At 69.9% G+C, this 21,828-nt stretch carries 19 protein-coding genes and 1 riboswitch; of the genes, 10 read left to right on the top strand and 9 right to left on the bottom strand.

What is annotated here, in order from left to right; all coding sequences use genetic code 11:
• The first annotated feature begins 10 nt into the window (after nt 1-10).
• From KZC50_RS01130 to KZC50_RS01115, 4 genes are read left to right on the top strand one after another with little or no spacing between them, the layout of a single operon-like run.
• Nucleotides 11-991, top strand: a complete 981-nt coding sequence (locus tag KZC50_RS01130; RefSeq protein ID WP_310890298.1) for a hypothetical protein — start codon at nt 11-13, stop codon at nt 989-991.
• 6 nt (nt 992-997) lie between these two features.
• On the top strand, nt 998-2,536 hold the full coding sequence (locus KZC50_RS01125; protein ID WP_310890297.1) for an O-antigen ligase family protein: 1,539 nt from the start codon (nt 998-1,000) through the stop codon (nt 2,534-2,536).
• Entirely contained in the window at nt 2,533-3,387 is an 855-nt protein-coding gene (locus KZC50_RS01120; RefSeq protein ID WP_310890296.1) for a glycosyltransferase, read from the top strand. Before KZC50_RS01125 ends, KZC50_RS01120 begins: the two co-directional genes overlap by 4 nt.
• Complete coding sequence (locus tag KZC50_RS01115; RefSeq protein WP_310890295.1) at nt 3,384-5,054, top strand: lipopolysaccharide biosynthesis protein; 1,671 nt, start codon at nt 3,384-3,386, stop codon at nt 5,052-5,054. The genes KZC50_RS01120 and KZC50_RS01115 overlap by 4 nt, the downstream gene beginning before the upstream one ends.
• 13 nt (nt 5,055-5,067) lie before the next feature.
• Here KZC50_RS01115 and KZC50_RS01110 read toward each other — a convergent pair whose 3' ends face one another.
• From KZC50_RS01110 to KZC50_RS01080, 7 genes are all read right to left on the bottom strand, one after another.
• Nucleotides 5,068-6,315 (bottom strand): hypothetical protein, encoded by a 1,248-nt coding sequence (locus KZC50_RS01110; RefSeq protein ID WP_310890294.1) that lies wholly within the window; start codon nt 6,313-6,315, stop codon nt 5,068-5,070.
• Nucleotides 6,285-7,175 carry a glycosyltransferase gene (locus tag KZC50_RS01105; RefSeq protein ID WP_310890293.1) on the bottom strand — a complete coding sequence of 297 codons (891 nt, stop codon included), beginning with the start codon at nt 7,173-7,175 and terminating at the stop codon, nt 6,285-6,287. The genes KZC50_RS01110 and KZC50_RS01105 overlap by 31 nt, the downstream gene beginning before the upstream one ends.
• 163 nt (nt 7,176-7,338) lie before the next feature.
• Nucleotides 7,339-8,526, bottom strand: a complete 1,188-nt coding sequence (locus KZC50_RS01100; RefSeq protein ID WP_310890292.1) for a glycosyltransferase — start codon at nt 8,524-8,526, stop codon at nt 7,339-7,341.
• Nucleotides 8,523-9,080, bottom strand: a complete 558-nt coding sequence (locus tag KZC50_RS01095) for an acyltransferase (protein ID WP_310890291.1) — start codon at nt 9,078-9,080, stop codon at nt 8,523-8,525. The genes KZC50_RS01100 and KZC50_RS01095 overlap by 4 nt, the downstream gene beginning before the upstream one ends.
• Nucleotides 9,077-10,225, bottom strand: a complete 1,149-nt coding sequence (locus KZC50_RS01090) for a glycosyltransferase (protein ID WP_310890290.1) — start codon at nt 10,223-10,225, stop codon at nt 9,077-9,079. The genes KZC50_RS01095 and KZC50_RS01090 overlap by 4 nt, the downstream gene beginning before the upstream one ends.
• Before the next feature lie 134 nt (nt 10,226-10,359).
• Entirely contained in the window at nt 10,360-11,379 is a 1,020-nt protein-coding gene (locus KZC50_RS01085) for an alpha/beta hydrolase family protein (RefSeq protein ID WP_310890289.1), read from the bottom strand.
• 81 nt (nt 11,380-11,460) lie between these two features.
• Complete coding sequence (locus tag KZC50_RS01080) at nt 11,461-12,867, bottom strand: tyrosine-protein kinase domain-containing protein (RefSeq protein ID WP_310890288.1); 1,407 nt, start codon at nt 12,865-12,867, stop codon at nt 11,461-11,463.
• A gap of 43 nt (nt 12,868-12,910) precedes the next feature.
• Between KZC50_RS01080 and KZC50_RS01075 the strand changes: the two genes are divergently transcribed.
• Nucleotides 12,911-14,308 (top strand): nucleoside/nucleotide kinase family protein, encoded by a 1,398-nt coding sequence (locus KZC50_RS01075; RefSeq protein WP_310890287.1) that lies wholly within the window; start codon nt 12,911-12,913, stop codon nt 14,306-14,308.
• On the opposite strand, the gene KZC50_RS01070 is transcribed toward KZC50_RS01075, so the two are convergent.
• Entirely contained in the window at nt 14,305-15,225 is a 921-nt protein-coding gene (locus tag KZC50_RS01070) for a nucleotidyltransferase family protein (RefSeq protein ID WP_310890286.1), read from the bottom strand. The two genes, KZC50_RS01075 and KZC50_RS01070, sit on opposite strands and share 4 nt — an antisense overlap.
• Before the next feature lie 182 nt (nt 15,226-15,407).
• Between KZC50_RS01070 and KZC50_RS01065 the strand changes: the two genes are divergently transcribed.
• Both KZC50_RS01065 and KZC50_RS01060 read left to right on the top strand, forming a co-directional pair.
• A complete protein-coding gene (locus tag KZC50_RS01065) occupies nt 15,408-17,021 on the top strand; it encodes a hypothetical protein (protein ID WP_310890285.1) in 1,614 nt (537 codons plus the stop codon).
• 288 nt (nt 17,022-17,309) lie between these two features.
• Nucleotides 17,310-17,822, top strand: a complete 513-nt coding sequence (locus tag KZC50_RS01060) for a DUF6328 family protein (protein WP_310890284.1) — start codon at nt 17,310-17,312, stop codon at nt 17,820-17,822.
• A 112-nt stretch (nt 17,823-17,934) separates the two neighbouring features.
• Here the strand turns inward: KZC50_RS01060 and KZC50_RS01055 are convergent, their stop codons facing one another.
• Complete coding sequence (locus KZC50_RS01055; protein ID WP_310890283.1) at nt 17,935-18,114, bottom strand: hypothetical protein; 180 nt, start codon at nt 18,112-18,114, stop codon at nt 17,935-17,937.
• A 443-nt stretch (nt 18,115-18,557) separates the two neighbouring features.
• A riboswitch (TPP riboswitch) is annotated at nt 18,558-18,649 on the top strand.
• Here KZC50_RS01055 and thiM point away from each other — a divergent pair.
• From thiM to KZC50_RS01040, 3 genes are all read left to right on the top strand, one after another.
• A complete protein-coding gene (thiM, locus tag KZC50_RS01050; protein WP_310890282.1) occupies nt 18,641-19,495 on the top strand; it encodes a hydroxyethylthiazole kinase in 855 nt (284 codons plus the stop codon). Its footprint overlaps the riboswitch before it by 9 nt.
• Nucleotides 19,492-20,163, top strand: coding sequence for a thiamine phosphate synthase (gene thiE, locus KZC50_RS01045; protein ID WP_310890281.1), 672 nt, complete (start codon nt 19,492-19,494; stop codon nt 20,161-20,163). Before thiM ends, thiE begins: the two co-directional genes overlap by 4 nt.
• Nucleotides 20,160-21,734 (top strand): bifunctional hydroxymethylpyrimidine kinase/phosphomethylpyrimidine kinase, encoded by a 1,575-nt coding sequence (locus KZC50_RS01040; RefSeq protein ID WP_310890280.1) that lies wholly within the window; start codon nt 20,160-20,162, stop codon nt 21,732-21,734. The genes thiE and KZC50_RS01040 overlap by 4 nt, the downstream gene beginning before the upstream one ends.
• The last annotated feature ends 94 nt before the right edge of the window (nt 21,735-21,828 follow it).

Here is a 21,828-nt window from a genome sequence, read left to right as displayed (position 1 = left end):
AGAAGTACCCATGGAACAGCCCACTTACGTCCGACGACTTCTGAATCAGAAGGTCCTTTTGATCATCGGGGCCGTCGTCTCCATCGCCTGCGGCCTGCTCGCGGGCTTCACCGTGGTGGACGGTCAGATCCAGTCACGCGTGGTGAAGACCTTCACCGCAGCGTCCACCGTGCTGCTCACCACGACTGATCCGGACATCCTCCAGACGGAGATCCCCGGCGTGACCGAGACGATCCCTACGGACGGCAGCGGCCAGCCGCAGGAGATCGTGGTCCGGGAGCCCACGCCTCTCAACCTCAGCGAGAGCGCGATCATCCTGGCCTATCTCGCTTCTTCGGACGAGGTGATGGACGTCGTCTCCGCCAGCATCGGCGGGTTCGAAGACGGTGACGCCGTGACCGCCGTCCGACGCACCACCCAGCCCGCCGGAGACGAGCGGTTCGGTGGGCGGCTGACGCTGCCGATCATCGACATCACCGGCGTCTCGACCTCTGCCGACCGCGCTGAACTGATCGCCGCGGAGGCGACGATCGCGTTCAACGACCTCGTCGTGGCCCGGCAGGACGAGTGGGAAGTCCCCGAGAACATCCGCCTCACCCTCGACGAACTCAATGCGCCCACGGCGGACGAGGGCGAAGGAAGCAACCCGGCGATCCCGGTGATCGTGGTCACCGCCGGTGTGTTCCTGCTGTTCATCGCCCTGGCGCTGTTGATCGAGGCCGTCCGTGACCGCCGCCGCAGGGCGGCAGACGACGAGGACGACGACGACGCGACCGAGGGAGCACGTCGTACGCCCGCTCCGGATGCCGGCGCCGATGACGACACCGACGAGGCGCCCGCGCGACGTCGGGACGCCGTCCCCGTCGGAACGGAACGATCCGGGGCGCGTCAGACGCGGAGACGCGGACGGGCACCGGGAGCTTCCGATGACGGCGCCGACGACATCGCCGCCCTCATCGGGGGCGACGCCTCCGCGAACGACCGCGCGTAGGCCCTCATGAGCGTGCCCACGCGCACGACGGCTCCACCTTCCGGCGGCGCCCGCAGATCGTCGACCGTCATCGACGTCCTGCTGGGGCTTCTGGTGGGGGCCATCGCCATCGCGGCGGTCGTCTTCGGAGAGCCGGTCGTCATCGGCGGAGTTCTGCTGGTCGTCTGCGGTCTTGCGGTGTTCCGACGCCAGTTCTTCAACTGGACGACCATGCTGTTCCTGCTGGCCGGGGTCATCCTGTTCATCCCGATCCGGCGGTACGCCCTGCCCATCGAGGTCGGGTTCGCCCTGGAGCCGTACCGCGTCCTGATCTCCGGTCTGATCGTGGCGATGGGAGTCGCGCTGCTCGCGCGGCGAGGAAAGGGATTCGCCCCGAATCTGTGGGGCTGGCCGGTGGCGATCTTCCTGTGGACGATGTTCGCCTCGCTGATGATCAACTCGGTGGTGCTCACCGAAAGCGGCGCGATCCTGGGTGGGTTCGCGAACATCTTCCAGCTCGGCTTCCTGCTCTCGGTGATCTTCCTCACCCGTCAGATGCTCTCCACCGAGACCGTCACGATGGTGCTCTTGAACGTGATCGTCTTCGGCGGGGCCGTCATCGGATTCTTCGCCTTCGTCGAGCGGGTGACCCGGCAGAACATCTTCCTGATGCTCGGCAACTTCCTCCCGCTGACGATCCTGCGCGATGATGCCGAGTCGCTGCGGGCCGGTGGGAACCGTGCCTACGCCTCTTCCCAGCATCCGATCGCGCTCGCCGTGCTGTTCTGCATGATCATCCCGATCGCGATCTACCTGATCAAGTACAGCCCCTGGCCGCGATTCTCCTTCACCAGGAAGCTCGTCTACATCGGCGCAATGGGTGTGACCATGGTGGGCATGCTCTCCGCGGTGTCGCGGACCGGTGTGGTCACCCTGGGGGCGATGTTCCTCTTCGTCCTGATCTTCTGGCCGAAGCTCGCCGGGCTGCTCGCGGCCATCGGCGTGCCGATTGCGATCCTGGTCGGCCTGCTGCTGCCGCAGCTGTTCGAATCGATGGTGCTGTCCCTCTTCGACATCGAGGGCGTCATCGCCTCCCAGCTCACCAGCCCCGGCATGGCCGGGCAGGGCCGGCTTGCGGACCTGCCAGAGGCGTTCCAGGAGTTCGGGGAGAGTCCGATCGGAGGATCCGGGGTCGGCAGCCGGGTGGTCGTCGGAGACGACGCCAACGCACAGATCCTCGACAACCAGTGGCTCGGCACCCTGCTCGAGGCAGGGGTGCTGGGCGTGATCGGGCTTGTGGTGCTGCTGATCTACCCGGTCATCCGGATGGTGCACTTCGCGTTCCGCTCGGATGCCCCGATCCGCCGGAAGCACCTCGCGTTCGCCGTGGCCACGTCCACCGTCGGCTACGCCACCGCGATGTTCTTCTACGACTCCTTCGCGTTCATGCAGACGCTCCTCCTCCTGTCGATGCTGCTCGGGGTCGCCGCCTGGGCCATGACCGCACCGGCGTCCGACTGGACGGGCCCGACGCCCTCGCGCAGCCGCACAAAGGTGGCGGCATGACGGCGGTGACGGTGGTGATCCCGGCGCACAACGAGGAAGCGCTGATCGAGGGGACGGTTCATCGTCTGCTCTCCTCGCCGTCGTCGGATCTCGCAGTGCTGGTGGTGGCGAACGGCTGCAGCGACCGGACGGTTGCGCGGGCGAGGGCCGCCGACTCGCGCGTGCGGGTGGTGGAGGTCGACCGCGCATCGAAGATCGCCGCGCTCAACGCGGCATCCGACCACATGGAGAGGTATCCCGTGGCGTATGTGGATGCCGATGTCATCGTGGACGGCGCGACGCTGCTCGAGCTCGCCCGAAGAATGGAGAACACCCCTTCGGCGCTCGTCGGCGCGCCCCGGATGCGCGTTGCTCCCTCGCGCTCATGGTGGGTGCGTCAGTACTACCGCGTCTGGGAGCTGACGGACTACCGGAGCGCCGGCCACGTCGGATCGGGTATCTACATGCTCTCGAAGGCCGGACGTGGGCGCTTCGGCGAATTCCCCGACCTCATCGCCGACGATCGTTTCGTGCAACAGCTCTTCGGCCCCGAGGAGCGGCTGACTCCCGAGGACCTGACCTTCACTGTTCGGGCGCCTGCCACCCTGAGCGCCCTGGCCGGACGGAACGCTCGGATCGCCGCGGGCAACATGCAGCTCACCCGTGAGCGGCCCGACCTTGCGGGAGCGCAGCCTGGCGTCGGCGCTCGCGCGCTCGTCCGGCGCGTATGGCGCCGTCCCGGGCTGTGGGTGGGCTTCGTCGTGTACTCGACCGTCTACCTCCGCGCACAGCGGCGGGCGTCCCGCCTTCTGCGCGAACGGGCCCCGGTGTCATGGAGCCGCGATGAGACGACACGGACGGTGAGCGGATGAGCGCGACGAACAACCTCGCGCACAAGGCGTCCCGGGGAATCATGCTCACCATGGGCGGGCTGTGGGGGCGGGCACTTCTGCAGATGGCGTCGACCATCGTGCTCGCCCGCCTGCTCACCCCCGCGGACTTCGGTCTCATCGCCATGGTCGGCGCCGTGATGGGTATCGCCGAGCTCGTGCGCGATTTCGGCATGACAGGCGCGATCATCCAGGCGCAGCATCTGAGCGAGCGGGTGTGGCGGAGTCTGCTCTGGCTCTCGGCTGGGATCGGGGCGCTCCTGGCCGGCGTGGTCGCCCTCTGCGCTCCGCTGATCGCCGCGCTCTACAACGAGCCGCGGCTCGTGGAGATCACCCTGCTGATGGCGCCGGGCGTGTTCCTCAGCGGTCTGGTCATGCCCCTGCAGGCACGGGCGACGAAGGAGCTGAAGTTCGGAACGCTGGCGTCCCTGGACGTGGCGACCATGGCGTTCGGCGTCGTCGTGGGCATCACCACCGCCCTTATCGGGTGGGGATTCTGGGCGCTCGTGGCGATGGCCGGAGCGCAGTTCATTGTGCGGCTGGTCGTCCTCTGGGCGATCGTGCGGCCGAAGTTCGGGCCACCCCGCATCGTCAAGGAGACCTGGGCGCTGGTCGGCACCGGCGGGAGCATCTTCGGTGCGGAACTGCTCGGATACGCCGAGAAGAACATCGACAACGTCATCATCGGCGCGCAGCTGGGCCCGACCGCGCTCGGCCAGTACTCCCGTGCCTACGCGCTCTTCCTGCTGCCGCTGCAGCAGATGAACGGTCCTCTCGGCCGGGTCGCCCTCCCCGTGCTGAGCACCCTGCGCGACCAGGGGGATCGCTACCGTCGGTACATCCGCAGCGCCGCCCTGGTCATCGGCTACCTGACCCTGCCGACCTACGCCATCGCCGCGGCGGTGGCGCAGCCGCTCGTGTCTCTCCTCCTGGGGCCGAACTGGGCCACCGCGGCGACGATCTTCGCACTGCTGGGCATCGCAGGCTTCGGGCAGGCCATCGGTCGACTGCGCACCTGGATCTACATCTCGCTCGGGCACTCGCATCGACAGTTCGTCTACGACCTCGTCGCGCGGCCCCTGATCATCGCCGGCTACTTCTTCGGCATCTGGTGGGGTGGGCTCTACGGTCTCGTCATCACATACGGTGTGATGACGCTCATCCTCCTCGTCCCCGGATTCGCGTTCGCCATCCGCGGCACGTTCGTCCAGGGCCGAGACATCTACGGACCGATCCTCCGGCCGGCGTTCATGGCGATGGTCGCGTTCGGTGCGGCGTTCGGCATGACGCGACTGCTCCCGAACGAGATCGCGATCCTCGAGATCCTCGTCGGAATCGCCGCCGCCGCGATCTGCGTCGGGCCGCTCTTCCTCCTCCGTCCCTACCGGGGCGACATCGCGCAGCTGATGGAATTCGTCAAGCGCATGCGCAAGCCCCCGAAGACGACGGCCGCGCAGGAGAGCGCGGCGGCCGCCCTCGTGGCCCCGGTCGAGCCGGAGACCTTCTCCGAGGTCGCGCAAGACGAGCCCGTCGTGCGCGAGGAAGAAGGGGTGCTCGAACCTCGCAGCGCCGTGGCGGCCGACGGCTCCAACGAGCCCGAGGGCGGGTCGCTGACGCGCCGTCAGTACCGGCGCCGCGACGACCGCTGATCCGGTTCGGCCGTTACCAGCCCCACACACCCCGCAGGGTCGAGATCTCGTAGTCCGCGACGGACTGCAGGTCCATGATCTGCGCGCGGGACCATTGCGCCATGCCGGGATCGACATCCCACGTCCCCGCGTCGCGGGGCTGCTGGGATGATACCGGTGCGTAGCTCAGGGTCGTGTTCTCGACGCGGGTGAAGCCCACCCGGCCGATCGCTCCGCTGACCCATGAATCCGTCAGCTGCACATCCTGGCATCCACCGGAGAAGGCGTTGGGCTCGCCGCGGTAGTCGCCCGGCCGGAGCGGATAGACCTCCCACGGGAGGAATCCCGCGAGGATCAGGCAGTGTTCGTAGGTCGCCTGCGAGAGCTGACCGCTGACCAGTTCCGCGGCATTCGATGAGCCGTAGTCGACGCAGTCGACGCTGGCGAGGGGGCCGAACGCCCCGGAACCCGTGCCCTCGAGTTGAATCGTGTCGCAGTGTGCGTCGGACCCCTCCGGCTTCACCGACGGGCCGAAGACGCAACCGAACCGCGAGATGTTCGTCATCTCGAAGTCCTCGGTCGGACGGATGCCGACGGTGTCCTCCGGATCTTGGCGGAAGCCGAGGATCAGCTCGTAGAACGCGAGATCGCTTCCTCCACGAGTGACACTCAAGGCCGAGAATCGACTCCATCCGATCTGCATCGCCGTGCACTCGGTGAGGGTGAAGCCGCCCGTTCCGACGAAGCCGAACAGCGAGAGTCGCGCGCATCCGTCCATACGCGTCCCCTCGCCGGCGATGCTCACCGACCCGAAGCCGTCTCGGGGGACGATGAGGAGGTTCCGCTCCCACGAGGGGTCGCCGAGTGCCGACAGCACCGGAGTCGAGGAAGAGCCGGAGCCGTTTCCGCCGAGCGTGCCGGGGAGCACGCGAACGACGACACCGCGCGCCACGTCGGCGGCGCTCAGGGACTCCACGCTTTCGGCGATCTCCTCCCAGTCGCAGTCGACGACGAGCTCCGTCGGCGCCTGTTCCCCGGGCCACGGGAGGTCGGCGGGGAAATGGGTGCCGTTCGGCCCGTATGACCGTACCGTCGCCGGGCGCGCCGAGGTCGGTGCGGGCGGGGCGGCTCCGTTGCCCGTGGGTGTCGGTGAGGGCGAGGGCGTCGCGGAGGGCGACGACGTCGGCTCGGGCGCGGCAGGTGAGCAGGCGGCGATGACGGAGCCCGTCATCGCCGCCAGGCTCCCGGAGATCAGCGTCCGGCGGGTGACGGCTCGGCCCATGCAGGCGGCTGCTTTCGTGTGAGAGTGAAGGGCGGCGGCGATGTGCGGTGAACCGAGCGGTTCGCCGCGTCGACGAGATCCGACCAGGACAGCGCGTGAGGTTCGCGCATGGTCGCCAGCTGACGTCGGGTCAGTTCCCGGGCGACCTGGATCTGGTGTCCGTCGATGTGTTCGTGCCGCTCCGCCGTGCGGGGGATGAGGAGGGGGTGCTTCCCCGCCTCGAGGGCGCTCAAGGCGGCGCCGACTCCGGAATGCGAGATGACGACGTCCGCGTTCCGCATGGCGTCCAGCAGCTCGGCATGGGGGACGCTCTCGCGGCCCTCGATTCCGAGGTCCGACACGTCCGCATCGCCGGTCTGGTAGAGCACCTCGTCCATGTCGGCGAGGAGCGGCACCACCGCCTCCAGCATCGACGTGAACGGATACCCCTCCTGTGTTCCCACGGACACGACGGCCCGTCGAGGGGTCCGCGTTTGCTCTTCGACGGGACCGGCCTCGAACTCGTCGAAGATGGATCCCCGGTATGCCCACTTCTCGTCTGCCCATTCGGGGTACTGCGTGTACGTCTGGATCCCGGGAACGCGGGAGATGATCCGGCCCGTCATGGAGGGGCCGTCCGCGCGCGCGGCGCTCTCGATGTAGTGGGTCGGGATGCCGCGCAGGCGGGCCTGAGGGAGGAAAGCGACGGCAGGGCTCGAACCGGTGCTCACCGCCTCGACGATCCGGAAGCGTCGGAACACGCCCGTGGACATCGCCGCCATGCGCGCGAAGTTCTTGAGGTCGCGCGGCGCAGTGAAGGGCGCGTAGACGACGGTTCGCCCCTCCAACAGCGACTCGCTGAGCGCGTTCTTGAACGTCACCCACACTTGCCGTTCGGGCGGATAGCCGATCCTCTCGGCGAAGCCCGCGAGCTGTCGCAGGTGACCTCCCCCGGAACACACCAGCAAAATTCGATCTGCAGTCCCCACTGCGTCTCCCCAGTTTTCTTCAGCGTCCCGCACACGGTTGCGCGCGGGTTGTTGCTCATCCGTCGATCAGCCCCAGAATCTCCTGATGACGGGTCGTCCACGCGTTGGCGCTGACGAAGTCAGCGCGCGCGCTTTCGCTTTGAATCCCTTGTGCAAGTGCTCCGTCCACAAGGTCGATGAAATCGGTGACCGTCGGAGCGAGGTGCACCGACGTGCCCAGACCTCGTACGGGTCGGAGGTCTGTGGCGAGCACCGGTCGGCCCGCGGCAAGGTACTCATACACCTTGAGGGGACTCATCGCCTCGGTCAAGGGGGTTGTGCGGTGCGCGAGCAGTGTGATCTCGGTATTCCGCAGCACCGCCACCACTTCAGCGCGACCGACCTCACCGCGGACGTGGATGTTCGTCTCCTCGCGGAGCGGGGCGATGAATTTCGCGCTCGGGGCGGGGCCGATCAGGACCAGATGCAACTCCGGGCGGGCGCGGGCGAGGCGGACGAGCCCGTCGATATCCAGACGGGAGTCCAGCGTGCCGACGTAGACGGCGCGAGGCCCCGGAATCTTCTCGAACCAGCGGGGGGCGGTGGGCTGGGCGCTCAGCCACTCCACCGGTTCGATGCCGTTCGGCACGACCGCGTGCGGCCCGCGCGGTTCGATGCGATCGATGATCTCCTGGGACACCGCGGCGACCGCGCGACCGCTCGCGGCGATGCGGCGATACGCCTCCCGGTACGCCGGCCAATACTGCCGCCGTGCCGGTGAGCTCAGCCAATCGTCGCGCGCGTAGTAGAGCGCAGGTCCCGCCCACGCGAGTTCGGTGAACCCGGCGACGAGCGGGCTCGCTGTGATGAACTTGGGGGTGGACAGATCGGCCCCGCGGGCAGCGCGGAACAGCGCTCTTTCGTAGCTGCCGTACACCGCTTCGATCTCGGAGACGTCCACCGGGTCGGCGCGGCTGAAGCGGCGCGGACTGACATGACGGACCTTGTCGCTGACACGGGGGCGATGGGCGTGGTCGATGATGCCGCGCGCCCAGCTCGTCACCCACGACCGGAAGGGATCAGCCACGAGCAGCCGGCGCACGTCCGGGCTCGCGATCAGCGTCGATACGAGCCGATCGGGCGGCCGCATCATGCCGCGCTTCTGGGCGTCGGCGAAGGACTCGTAAGAGAAGGTGAAGACGAAGTCGCGGGAGGGGCCGTCCGTCCACGAGGGCAGCGGCGAGTTCGGGTCGGTGAGGATCACGGCAGCTCCCGGATGACGCGCGCGGGGGTCCCCGCGGCGACCACGCGGTCGGGGATGTCGGAACGCACGACGCTGTTCGCGCCGATGACGCTTCCGCGTCCGATGGTGACGCCGGGCAGCACGACGACGTTCTGCCCGAGCCACGCCCCGCTCTTGATGAGCACCGGGGCCACCCGGTCGAGAGGCTGATCGCGCACGGGCACATCGCTCTGCGCGAAGCCGTGGGAATGATCGGAGATGTAGCAGCCTCGCGCGATTCCGACGCCGGACTCGATCTCCACACGGGATACCGCGGAGATCGAGGTCGTGTTCATCCTCACGCGGTCGCCGAGGATGATGTTCGGTCCCGGTGACCGCTGCTCCGGCACGAGGAGCCAGGATCCCGCGCCGATGAGAGTGCCCGCGCCCACGCTGATGTGACGTGCGCCCCCCACCCGGAACGGCAGGAGGATTCGCGACCGCGACCCGAAGGCGGCGAAACCGGGGGCCGCGAGCCTGGTGAACACGAGGTCGCGCAGGCGCTGTGCGCGCAGCAAGAGGTCGAGGGTGCTCATCGCGACACCTGCCCGACAGGGGAGCCCGCCCGCGAGGCCGGCGGCTCGAAGCGCTCGACGTCGGGCGGGATCTGTTCGTTCGCGAGCAGGGCGTGCGTGATCAGGGCGAGGCGCGCGACATAGTCCGCCCCGCTCAGTCCGCGACGCGACGCGACGGAGTGATCGGGTCGCGCAGTCGCTCGGCTCGCCGAGGCGAGGGCCGAAACGAACGCGTCCTCGTCCCCGACGGGCACCAGCGCGGCGCCGGAGCCCTCGAGGTACTCGTCGATCCCCCCGGTGTCGGTGGCGACGACGGGAAGGCCCGCCGAGATGGCCTCGATCGCCACGGTGCATCCCGACGCGTGAAGGTTCGGGCGCAGGGGGAGGGCCACGACCGTCGCCTCGGTGTACGCGTGCTCGAGGATCTCCCGCTGCGGAATGGAGCGGACGGCGACGTTCGTCGGCCAGTGCGCCCCGCGCGCCTCCTCAGAGAGCGAGATGATGTCGAAGTCCATGTCCGGCAGACGGCGGGCCACTCGGGCCATCAGCGGCCAGTCCCGGTGGCGATCGTTCCCGATCACCAACACACGCGCCGGGGTCTGCCCGGACGGACGGTCATCGCCGGGGTCCGGCTGAGAGGCGAAATGCGTTCCGAATGGCACGCGCACGACCCGCCGCCCCGGAAGCGCCGTGCTCGAGGTATCGCGGTTGACGCGGCTCAGAACGACCTCGACATCCTGGGCACGGAGAAGTCGTGCGAACAGGGCGCGCCGCGGAGCGGACATCTGCGCCCACATGTCCCACAGCCAGACAGACTGTGCCACCGTGAGCGCGCGGTAGCGCCGGGGGAACAGGGCCTTCAACGCACCCACCGCCAAGTGTTCCCGCTCGGTGTGGGTCCACACCACATCGCTGCGCGCGATGATGGCGCGGTTGCGCCAGACATGGACGAAGTCGAACCCGAGGACGCGGCGGACGAACATGCGCCAGGAATGCGCCAGGCGTCCCTCCGGCCGGTCCACCGACCACTCGAGGGTGAGGTCGGGCTCGGCGAGGTGGTAGGCGTACGGTGTCTCGTCCGCCACTTCCCCTCGCTCATGCCGTGCACGCCACGCGGTCGCATTCAGGCCGTAGCGCACGATGACCGCCACACGTGGTGATCCCATGTGTGAAACCAATCCCCCCGGATTTCGTCGTCGGGTCGACGTCGATGGTTCCACGCTATCGGGTCTGGACCCGTGGTCCCGACCACGTAACAGGATCGTCTCGATCCGGGCATCCGCCATTTACACGGCGGAGATCAATCCGGCCCCAGGACGGTGCCGAACGCCTCGACGACGATCTGCCCGACCTCGCCACGCCGCGGCGCGAAGTGGTGGTCGGCGCCCTCGAGGATGATGGCCTCGGCGGGATTGCCGGCCGCTGTCCACGCATCGGCCGTCTCCTGGGACCACTGCGCGAACGTGGTGTCGTCCGCGCCTCCGTGGATCAGGAGGAGCGGCTCCGAGGCGCGGTCGAAGAAGGTCCGCGGCGAGACATCGGCCCAGTACGCCTCGTCGAACTCGGCGGCGGCATCCTCCTCCACGAAGACGTCCGCACCGGACTCTGCGTACTCGTCGAGCATGCCGACGAGGTCCGAGGAAGGGGCTGACAGGGCGACGACGAGATCGGAGGACCCCGGAGCGAGGACTGCCGCGTCGAGGGCGAGGAGCCCGCCCAGCGAGTGACCGAGCAGGCCGATGCGTTCCGGGTCGACACCCGCGACGTCGCCGCCGCGGAGCGCGGAGAGCGCCGTCACGACGTCCAAGACCATGCCCCAGTCCAGGGTCGTCGTCCACCCGAAGCCCGGATCGACGGCGGGGCTGTCGACGTCGGCCGCATCCGATTCCGCGTATCCGCGCATGTCGATCGCGAACACGACATAGCCGGCATCCAGCAGAGCGCGCTGCTCGGGAACGAGGTCGCCGCCGGGCTCGTACGTATCCGGATCGACCGAACCGTGCACGACGACCACCGCGGGCCGGTCGCCGGAGGTTCCGGAGGGGGTGCGCAGTACTCCGGTGACGGTCACGTCACCGCTGAGGTAGCTCACCGCCTCGGCGTCTTCGCCGGCGATCGCCTCGGCCGGCCCCTCGGGGGTGAGAACAGGAGGTGGGCTGTCGGCCGGGTCCCAGGTGTCGATCATCGTCCGGAGGCTCGTGGTGTCCACGGGCGCCTGGGGAGTGGCCGTCACGGAGGGTGGAGGCGTCGACGCCGGATCCACAGGTGCGGTGCACGCGGCGAGCACGAGCACCGCACCGGTGACGATCGCTGCGGTCACCGGGCGAGTGCGCGCCGAACGCGCGCGTGATTTCCCCATGGCGTGAGCGTACCCGCCGCGGATGACAGGAGGGTTTCCGGCTCATCGCTGAACGAATGCGGGCCTGTCATCCGCGGCGGACGCCTGCGATCCGTAGGCGTAGCCGTAATCGGGCCGCCCGCGGCGCGTCGCCTTGTTGAGGACCACTCCGAGAAGACGTCCGTTGACCTTCGCGATGTTCTCGAGCGATCGCTGCAGCATCTCCTGCGTGGTGCGACCCGCGGAGGTCACCAGGAGTGCGCCATCGGTCACCCTGGACAGGACCGCGGCGTCGGCGACGAGGAGCGTCGGCGGGGAGTCCACGATGACGAGCGCGTGTTCGGTCAGAGACGCCACGAGGTCGTGCATGCGGCGCGACCCCAGCACCTCGCTCGGGTTCGGTGGGACCCTCCCCGACGCCAGGATGTAGAGGTTCTGCGAACCCTGCACGGGTTGCACCACGTCACCCGTGGTCGCCCGGCCGGCGAGGATGTCGGTGAGCCCCGCCCCCTCCGGAAGATCGAAGAGTGATGCGACGACCGGCTGGCGCAGGTCACCGTCGATGAGGACGACGCGCTGGCCCGCTGCCGCAAGGCTCATCGCCAGGTTCGCCGCGGTCGTCGACTTGCCGTCCCCGGGGAGGGGGCTCGTGACGACGATCGAGCGTGGCGGGTCGTCGACGTCCATGAACTGCAGGTTCGTGCGTAGCTCGCGGATCGCCTCGGTGAGCGCTCCGCGGACGACGTTGCCCGACGCACCCGTGAACGACAGGACCTCGCGGCGGTTGTCGAGATCGTGGTCGAGGGGGAGCACGCCGACGACAGACGCGCCGGTGTTGCGCTCGACGTCCTGCGGTTCGCGTATCCGGCTGTCCAGAACACTGCGCATCACCGCGTAGGCGATGCCGAGCGCGAGACCGACGAGGCCTCCCAGCGCGAGATTGAGCGTGGTGTTGGGGGAGGAGGGTGCGGTGGGCAGCCGCGCGGAATCGCCGGGGATCAGCGTCACCGGCGCGGATCCGGCCACGCCCGTCCCCTCGATATCGTCGATGGCCGCGGTCATCCCGCGGATCCACGCCTCCGCGAGGTCGCGTGCAGACTCGGGCGTCGCTGCTGTCGCCGCGACGTGGATGACGACGGTGTCCAAAGGGTTGGAGACCGTCACGTTCCCGACGAGGGACTCGGGGCTCGCGCTCAGCCCGAGGTCCTCGATGGCGTGCTCCGCGACGGCTCGCCACGACCCGATGTCGAGGTACGAGGTGACTTTGCTCCGCGCGAGCTGATCCCCCACCAGCGGTGAACCGGTCTCCGCCGCGAGCGATGCGCCGGAGACGTAACCGCTCGCAGACGCCGTGTACACCCGCGGCTGAAGGAGATTCCACCCCAGCGCGGCGGTCAACCCGAGCGCGGTGAGCAGAAGGACTCCAAGCCAATGCGCGCGCAGGATACGAAGGTAATCTTGGAGTTCCACGGGCCCCCAGAGTGTCTCGCGGTCTGGACGTACACTAGCGGGTGTGAAGGCCGACGCCGTGATCCACGCGCTGGGGGCGAGGATCGGACTCGATCTGGGCGCGCTCGATCCTTCGCAACGCGCGGTGGTCCTCAAGACCTGGTGCGCCGCCGTGGGCCGAGGGCAGGCGGCCGACGTGGTCGTGACGGTGCCCGCGCAGCCCGACACCGTGCGGCTCCTCGCCCGTCTGTCGCAGAGCGTGACGCGGGAAGCGATCGAGTGTCGCCGGGGTGAGGGCTGGATGCTGCACGCCGCCGCCGTCGCCGACGACACGGGTGCCGTCGTCGTCCTGGTGGGGTTGTCCGGTGCCGGCAAGACGACGGCCGCTCGCGTTCTCGGACGCGAGTTCGCCTATCTCACCGACGAAACCGTGTTCCTCGCACGGGACGGCGCGGTGCTTCCCTATCGGAAGCCGCTTTCGGTGATCGAGTCGCGGCGCGGTCCGAAAAGCGAGCGCGCGCCGGAGACGCTCGGACTCGATCGTCCCGTCCCCGAGCGGCTCCACGTCGCTGCCATCGTGCTTCTGGATCGGCGGGCGGACGCCGAGGATGAGGCATCCGTCTCCGTCGTCGATCTCGGCGACGCGCTTCCCGAGCTCGTCATGCAGTCGAACTATCTCGGTGAGATGCGCGCGCCGCTCCGGACGATCGGGCACCATGCGCAGGCGGTCGGCGGGGTGCGCCGTGTCCGTTACCGTGAGGCGTCTCAGCTCGTCCCGATCGTGCGAGGGTTGCTCGATCGTCCGCGAACATCGCGACCGGCGCCGCGAGACGTCGGTGAAGACGACGCTCGCCACGCGTCGCGTTCGAGGTGGACCTCGGCGCCTCGGTACGCACGCCGTCCTGTCGACGACGTCCTCCCCTTGACAGATCCCGACCGGCTGGCCGTCCTCGCCCACGGCTCGGTCCGCGTGCTCTCCGGCATCGGCCCGGCGATCTGGCGCAACGCGGAGGGGGCTCCCCTGTCAGCGCTCGTGCAGAGTGTCGTCGCCGGCGTCGGATCCCCACCCGGAGCGTCGGCGGAGGAGATCGAGGACAGCGTCCGCGCCGCGGTGGATGCCCTTGTGAGCGAGGGGCTCCTCTCCGAGACGGCTCCGCGATGGAGGATCCGCGCCGACGTCGCGTGGACGGACGACGGGGAGACGATCACGGCCCTCCCGCTCGGTGAGTGGCGCCGAGCCGCACCCTTCGGCATCGAGGGATCCGGCGCGGTCATCTGGCGAGAGCTCGCTTCGGCGGTTGCCGCATCCGCGGACGCCGCGTCGCCGCGCGAGCTGGCCGAGGCCGTCGCGCTGCGGCTCCAGGTGGACCAGCGTGTCGCGGGCGAATGGGTGACGGCCTTCCTGGACGAGCTGGGGGCGGCCGGTCTGGTCGAAGCGGAAACAGCCCCCGTGGCGTCCTAACGCACGGTGAGCGCGCGCACGGCGGCGGGCACCGACTTCAGCCCGCGGCCATAACGGCGTACCCGAGCACCCAGTTTCGGCGAGAGGGCATCCGGGACCTCGGGGTGGTTGAGCAACAGATCGCGATCAGATGGCCACAGTGCTCGTGCCACGATGGCGAAGCGCTCGGAGGCGCGCGCTCGTCGAAATGCCGCGAGCCAGAAGTAGGCGCCGCCACCTGCGACGACCCGACGCTCCCACTCCCGAAGAGCTGTGGCCCGGTCAGGGTCGGAACCCGCAGCGGCGCGGAGGGCGTCGGGAGCGATGCCCATCCGCGCCAGAACCGTCCGTAGAGTCTGCTCGCACCCGGTGCGCGAGGCGAGCGCGGCGAGCTCGCGCCCTTCCGACGGGGACAGGTCGGAAGCCCTCACCAGGAAATCCAACTCCGCTGCGTAGCGGCGGTCCGTGCTCCCTCCGCGGAGGCAGTGGAGAGCCAGGATCAGCGCCGATCCCAGGCGATCGGGGGCATCGCAGCTCTGGTGGGCGAGATCGATCCGCACGCGACGAGCCCACAACGCCTCGAAGACCACATCCGGATCGGCGAGAAATCCCGGAAAGCACGAGTGAACGTCGATGTCACACGGCCATGTGTCTCGGATCAAGGAGCGGGAGTGCAGGGTGAATCGGGCGCTCGCGAATGTCGCAGGACGCTCTCGCCAGCCGGCATCCTGGAGCGCCGTCACGAAGAGCTCGAACCCCGCCGGCTCCACCAGGACGTCGACATCCCCGGAGACCCGACGAGGACGCAGGCCGTGAAGCGCCGGTACGGGGCCCTTGATCACCAGGATGCGAACTCCGATCTCGTCGGCCGCCCTCTGCGCCCACGCATGGCCGAGAGGCACGGCCGCCCGCAGAGTGAGGTCTACGTGGGGGCGCACATGCTCACGGTAGGGGGGCGCGGGGGTCGTTCCGTGCGACGCGGCCGAAGGGATCCGAAGATGACAGACGTGTTTCGTTGGCGCGTGCCGCCCTCGCCGCGAAGGATCCATGCCCTAGCATGCTTCGCAATCGGACCCGACCGAGACGTCGGTCGGGCCAGACCCTGGGGGAGACGATCGCAATGACAGACCCGATGTGGCTGCCGGTGAGTCGCCGCACCCTCATCCGTGCCGGTGCATGGGCGGCGCCCGTGATCGCCTCCGCCGTGGCGGTGCCGGCGCGCACGACGTCGCCGCCTGTGGAGGTGGCCGCTGTAGCCGTCGCCACCACGATCGACGGGTACCCGGCTCTCGCCGTCGAGTCCACCGAAGCGGGAGTCCCGTTGCCCTCCGGACAGTACTTCTTCACCGCCACCGGTGGAGTCGCTCCCACCGCCGGGGTGTTCGTGGTCTCTCCGGATCTCGGCGCATACACCTCGCCCGCGCCGCCCGGTGCAACCACCGCCATGGTGATCCTGCCCGAAGACCACCCGGTCACGAGCTTCACGGCGTACATCATCACCTCCGCGCTTCCGGACGGCATCGACCCCGATGCCTCGCTGACCGTGTCGCTCCCGCTCGGAATCGGCGCGACCGTTGCGTTGCTGCCCGACGGCGTCGGCGGCCCCGAGGCCGCCACGTACGGTCCGACGGGCATGCACTGGCCGGCCCGCACCCCGCGCGTCGACGACACCTTCGACGCCGTCGTCGAAGTGCCACCGACGTGGGAGGCCATAGACGCGGCGATCCGTCAGCTCCACGCGTCGCATCCCGACGGCAAAGCCAAGATCGTCGTGCAACCCGGGCAGCTGCCTCTCGGTGCTGGCGCGCGGTCCTCCGCGAACGGCGTCCTCCAGGGCATCGGGGGAGCCGGCCGAGCATGGCGGATCCTGGTCGTCCCGCGCGACGGGTGGGGGACCGTGACCGGTTCCGGCTCCGTGTTCGCCTACGAATCCGAGGGGTACTCGTTCCGCGGTGTCAACGGTGTCGCTCTTGTCGGGTTCGACTTCACGCAGCAGGGGGTGGTCGTGCGCAGCTGTGACGACTTCGCTCTGGCCTGGTCGACCTTCGGTGTCCTCAACGTGACCGCGAACGAGTATCCGACTTCCGGCGTCGAACTGATCGAGTGCGTCCTTCCCGACCAGCTCGATCTCGACGGCGATCGCATGGCCTTCCGTGTCGCCAACGGCTACTCCATCGAGGGCATCGAGATGCGTGGCTGCTACGTCGCGCCGTCGTACCGTGCGGCATCCTCGTCCGTCCACACCGACACCCTCCAAACCAGCGCGACCGGCGGCGGTTTCATCCGCAACCTCACCTTCGCCGACAGCGTCTTCTTCCACTCCAGCTCGCAGACTCTGCAGTTCGAGTACGCAGAGAATGTCAGCTTCACGGGCACGGCTCTCATCGGAGGCTTGCGCGGTGCGGGCCGCTACCCGTTCGGAGGCGACCGCTTCGTCCCCACGGCGGAGAACACCCTGTGGGGAGGTCGCGCGGAGCAGCCGCACGCCGCGAACAACGTCCTGCTCGATCGCACGATCGTGATGGGCGCGATCAGCGAGTACTGGCAGATCGTGCAGGCGACCGCCGTGACGCTGTCTCGCCCCACAGGAGCGATGCCCGCCGAGGCGGACGTGCGGGTGGACGAGCAGTTCGCGACCCGGGATCAGGCCCTGGACCCCGAGTGGCTCGAGCAGCACTGCCCTCTGCCGACCCCCTCGCGACTCTCGGCGGTCTGGTCAGCTCTCGTGGCGTGACAACCTGCGCTCCGACGCAACGCCGGCGGTCGCCCAGTCATCCATTTCGGCCTGCCGGTGTGCGTCCGCCTCGCCACGAAGCGACACGCGCCTCGCGGCGAGAACTGCGATCGCTCCAGCGACGACGATGGCGACGAGCGTGCGAAGCAGGAGATGCATGGGGGAGGACCTTCCGGCGCGAACATCCGCTCCCAGGCTAGTCGCTCGTCGCTCGTGGAGGCCGCAATCGGACACATCCGACCCGCTGCCGACTGACAACCCTCGCCGCACGTGGCTAGGATCGCGGCCATGAGCGAGCGGAGCGACGACGTCTCGCCCGACGGACGCGACGAATCGGCGAACGAGCGGGCCGACCGCAACTGGAACGAGATCCTGCAAGAACTGCGGGTGACGCAGACCGGAACCCAGCTGATCAGCGGTTTCCTCCTCGCCGTGGCGTTCCAGTCCCGGTTCGAAGACCTCGACTCGTACCAGCTCGGGCTGTACCTGACGCTGGTGGCGCTGGCGGCGGCCGCGACCTTCCTGGGGCTCGTGCCGGTGGTGCTGCACCGGTCTCGGTTCCGGCGGCATCAGAAGGGCGACGTCGTTCAGATCGCCCACGGGTACCTCATCGCCAACACGGTGGTGGTGAGTCTGCTGGTGGCCGGGGTCTCCAGCCTGATCTTCGACTTCACTCTGTCGCGGGTCGCCGGCTTCGTCGCGTTGGGCCTCGGCGTCGGCGCCGGAGTCGCCCTATGGGCCGTGACCCGGCCGGGTCCGCGGGCGTCGGGGCCGCGGTCGTCGGCGTCGGCGTCGGCGTGACCGCCGTGGCGTGAAAAGCCGGGGAGAAACCGGCCTCTTCGGCGCCGAAACCCGCGTGCGGTGACCGAATCGCCCCGCGCTTTCACCGCGGGCCGCGTCCCCTCGCCGGCTTTCAGCCTCCGAATCCACCGGTGTTGCCGTGGCGGCGCTGGTCGGTGGCGGGGTCGTGCTGCGGCGGCGGCGTGCCGGGCTCGGCGCCGCCGGACCGACGCGTGTCGTAGGTCTCGGTCGCCGGCCAAAAGAACTGCCGGACCCGGGCGAACACCGACGGGCGGCGCGGATCAGAGGACATGCGGCGAGAGTAGCCCGGGGCGGAGCGGAGGGCCAGGGTGGGTTCGTCCGGATGGCGTCGCGGGCGGACGGCGTCGCGACCGGACGCGGCCGCAGGCGGGACGGCGTCGCGACCCACTGGTCGAAAACGCGGCGTGGACGGGCTTATCGCGGCGTGGGACGGACCGCGGGGCCGGGTTCGCCACGCGTTCGTGACCGGATCCGCCGGGACCGACCCCGACGCCGCCCGGCGTGGGCGCGGCCGGCGTCGCCGTCGGATTCGGCGGGCGCGGCTGGTCGTCGCCGATGGTTTCCGCCGATCGGCGTCAAACGCCGGGGATAAACCGGCCCTCTCGGGTGCGAAACCCCGCCCGAACGACCGAATCTCCCGCGTTCTTCACCGCGCGCGCCGATGACCCGACCGGCCGACCCCCGGCATCCGGAGGATCGGTAGGGTGGAGCGCAACACGTGACACGGGGTGCCCCATGGGGCTGAGATGACACCCGTCGAACCTGATCTAGTTCGTACTAGCGAAGGGATGTCGCGCATGACGCGCACGCCACAGCACCTGCTCGAGTTCTCCGTCGATGCGTTGCAGGAGGTGCGGAGATCCGCGCCCCTCGTGCACTGCATCACCAACAGCGTGGTGGTGAACTTCACCGCGAATGCACTGCTCGCCCTCGGGGCGTCGGCCGCGATGGTCGACATCCCCGACGAGGCGGGGCCCTTCGCGGCCATCGCCTCCGGGCTGCTCGTGAACCTCGGGACCCCCACCGCCGAGCAGCGAACCGCGATGCGCGAGTCGGTGGCGTCGGCGACGGATGCCGGGACCCCGTGGGTCCTGGATCCGGTCGCTGTCGGCGCACTTCCGGTCCGGACCCCGCTCGGGTTCGAGCTGCGGGATGCCGGGCCGACGATCATCCGGGGGAATGCGTCCGAGATCATCGCTGTCGGCGGTGCCGGTGCGGGCGGACGCGGTGTCGACGCCGCCGACGACCTCGCCGCCGCCGAGCCGCACGCTCGGGCTCTCGCCCTCCGGACCGGCGGCATCGTCGCGGTCTCGGGGCCGGTCGACCTCGTGACCGACGGGCGGGAGAGCGTCCGGATCTCCAACGGGACCCCGCTCCTGACCCAGGTCACCGGCGGCGGCTGCGCGCTCGGCGCGGTCATGGCGGCTTTCGCTGCCGTGGACGACGACCGCCTCGCCACCACCGTCGCCGCGATCACGGTGTACACGGTCGCCGCGCAGCGCGCCGCGGCCCGGGCGAGCGGTCCCGGTAGCTTCGCGGTGGGATTCCTCGACGCGCTCGCCGAGATCGACGGCGACGCGCTGCGGCGCACGGCGGTCCTTGCGACGGACGCGGCGACGGACGCGACGGACGCGACGGACGCGGCGTCATGACCCGCCTCGACCTCTCGCTCTACCTTGTGACCGACACGCGGCAGGCGACGGATGCCGGGCACGACCTCGTCGACCTCGCCGTCGCCGCCGCGCGAGGCGGTGTCACCGCGGTCCAGGTGCGGGAGAAGGATGCCGCGGCGGCGGGGTTCCTCGACACCGTCGTCCGTCTCGCCGAGGCATTGCCCGACGAGGTCGCGCTGCTCGTCAACGACCGCGTCGACGTGTATCTCGCCGCGCGCCGGGCGTTCCCGCGCGGGTTCGCCGACCGCGCCCACGGCGTGCACGTCGGACAGTCCGATCTCCCCGCGCCGGTCGTCCGCGAGCTCATCGGCGCCGACGCCGTGCTCGGACTCAGCGCCGCGACTCCGGCACAGCTCGCCGAGGCTGCCTCCAGCCCGGCGCGCATCGACTACGTCGGGATCGGCGCGCTCCACGTCACGCAGACGAAGAAGGATGCGCCCGCACCGCTCGGGCATGCGCGGTTCGCCGAACTCGCGGCATCCGTCGCGGTGCCGTCCGTCGCGATCGGGGGCGTGACCGTCGCCGACCTGCCGCGGCTGCGAGCCGCCGGGGCAGCCGGTGCCGCGGTGGTGTCGGCGGTGTGCGCGGCGGCGGATCCGGCATCCGCTGCCCGAGACCTGCGACGCGCGTGGGAGGTCGGCGAGTGAGCGCGTCGCCGCGGGTCGCGCCGCGGGCCGTGCCGCGGGCCGTGCCGCGGGTGCTGAGCATCGCGGGGACGGACCCGACCGGGGGCGCGGGCGTCCACGCCGACCTGAAGAGCATCGCCGCGAACGGCGGCTACGGGATGGCGGTGGTCACCGCCCTCGTCGCGCAGAACACACGCGGGGTGCGCTCGGTGCATATGCCGCCCGTGGAATTCCTCACGCAGCAGCTGGATGCAGTCTCAGACGACGTCGCGATCGACGCGGTGAAGATCGGGATGCTCGGCACGGTCGAGGTGATCCGCGCGGTCGAGGAATGGCTGGGGCGCGTGACGCCGCCGGTGGTCGTGCTCGACCCGGTCATGATCGCGACGAGCGGTGATCGCCTGCTCGACCGGGCGGCGGAGGAGGCGCTGCGGACGCTCGTGGCGCGGGTGGACCTGGTGACGCCGAACATTCCGGAGCTGGCGATCCTCGCCGGGGAGCCGGTGGCGACGGGCTGGGACGACGTGATCGCGCAGGCCGCGCGGGTCGCCGAGCGGCACGGGGTGCGGGTGCTCGCGAAGGGCGGCCACCTCGCGGGCGCCGGGGCGGGCGCGCGCGCCCGGGCGGGGGAGCGGATGCCGGATGCGCTCGTGCATCCGAACGGTGACGTGGTCGAGGTCGCGGGCGTCCGCATCGAGACGACGAACACCCACGGCACCGGATGCTCGCTGTCCGCCGCGCTCGCGACCCGTGTGGCGCAGACCGGCGACTGGGTGGCGGCGACCACGGAGAGCAAGCGATGGCTCGCGGAGAGCATCCGGCACGGCGCGGCGCTCGAGGTCGGCGGCGGGAACGGTCCGGTCAGTCACTTCGCGGGGCTGTGGGCCCGGGGCGGGCTGTCGACGCGGCCGACGCCCGAGGCCGTGCGGACGGCGTGGTGGGAGGAGATCGCGTCGGAGCGGGCGGCGATCGATACGCTGCCGTTCGTCCGTGGTCTCGGTGACGGCACGCTCGCGCGAGAGGAATTCACGACCTACCTCGCGCAGGATGCGCTGTACCTCCGCGACTACGCGCGGGTGCTCGCCGAGGCCAGCCGACTCGCGCCTGACCAGGACGCGCAGGCGTTCTGGGCTCTCGGTGCGCACGGTGCGCTCGCCGCCGAGATGCAGCTCCACGAGAGCTGGCTGGCGGAGCCGGGCGGTGGCCGACGACCGGGTGCGGAGCGCGCGGATGCCGTCGCCCCGGCGCCCGTCACAGTCGCGTATCTCGACCATCTCCTCGCCGTCGCCGCGCGGGGAGACTACGCGGTACTGATCGCGGCGCTGCTGCCCTGCTTCTGGCTGTATCAGGATGTCGGAACCCGCCTGCATGCTCTGTCCCATGCCGAACACCCCTATCGCTCCTGGCTCGACACGTACGGTGACGCGGCGTTCGCGGCATCCACCGCCCGGGCGATCGAGATCGTGACGACGGCCGCGGCGACGGCGGACGAAGGAACGCGCGCGGCGATGCTCGAGGCGTTCCGGAGGTCGTCGCGCCACGAAGTCGCGTTCTTCGCCGACGCCGGGCAGGCTCCGGGCGCGGCCGGGTGAGTTCGCGGCGCGGCCGGCGAGCGGCATCCGTTGTGTCCTAGCGGATGTTAGCGGGAACGCTATGGGAACGGCGCGCTATCGTTACCAGCTTGTA

It is taken from the genome of Microbacterium aurantiacum (assembly GCF_031625015.1).
GTDB lineage: Bacteria > Actinomycetota > Actinomycetes > Actinomycetales > Microbacteriaceae > Microbacterium > Microbacterium aurantiacum.
This window is presented reverse-complemented; position numbering and strand designations above follow the sequence as displayed.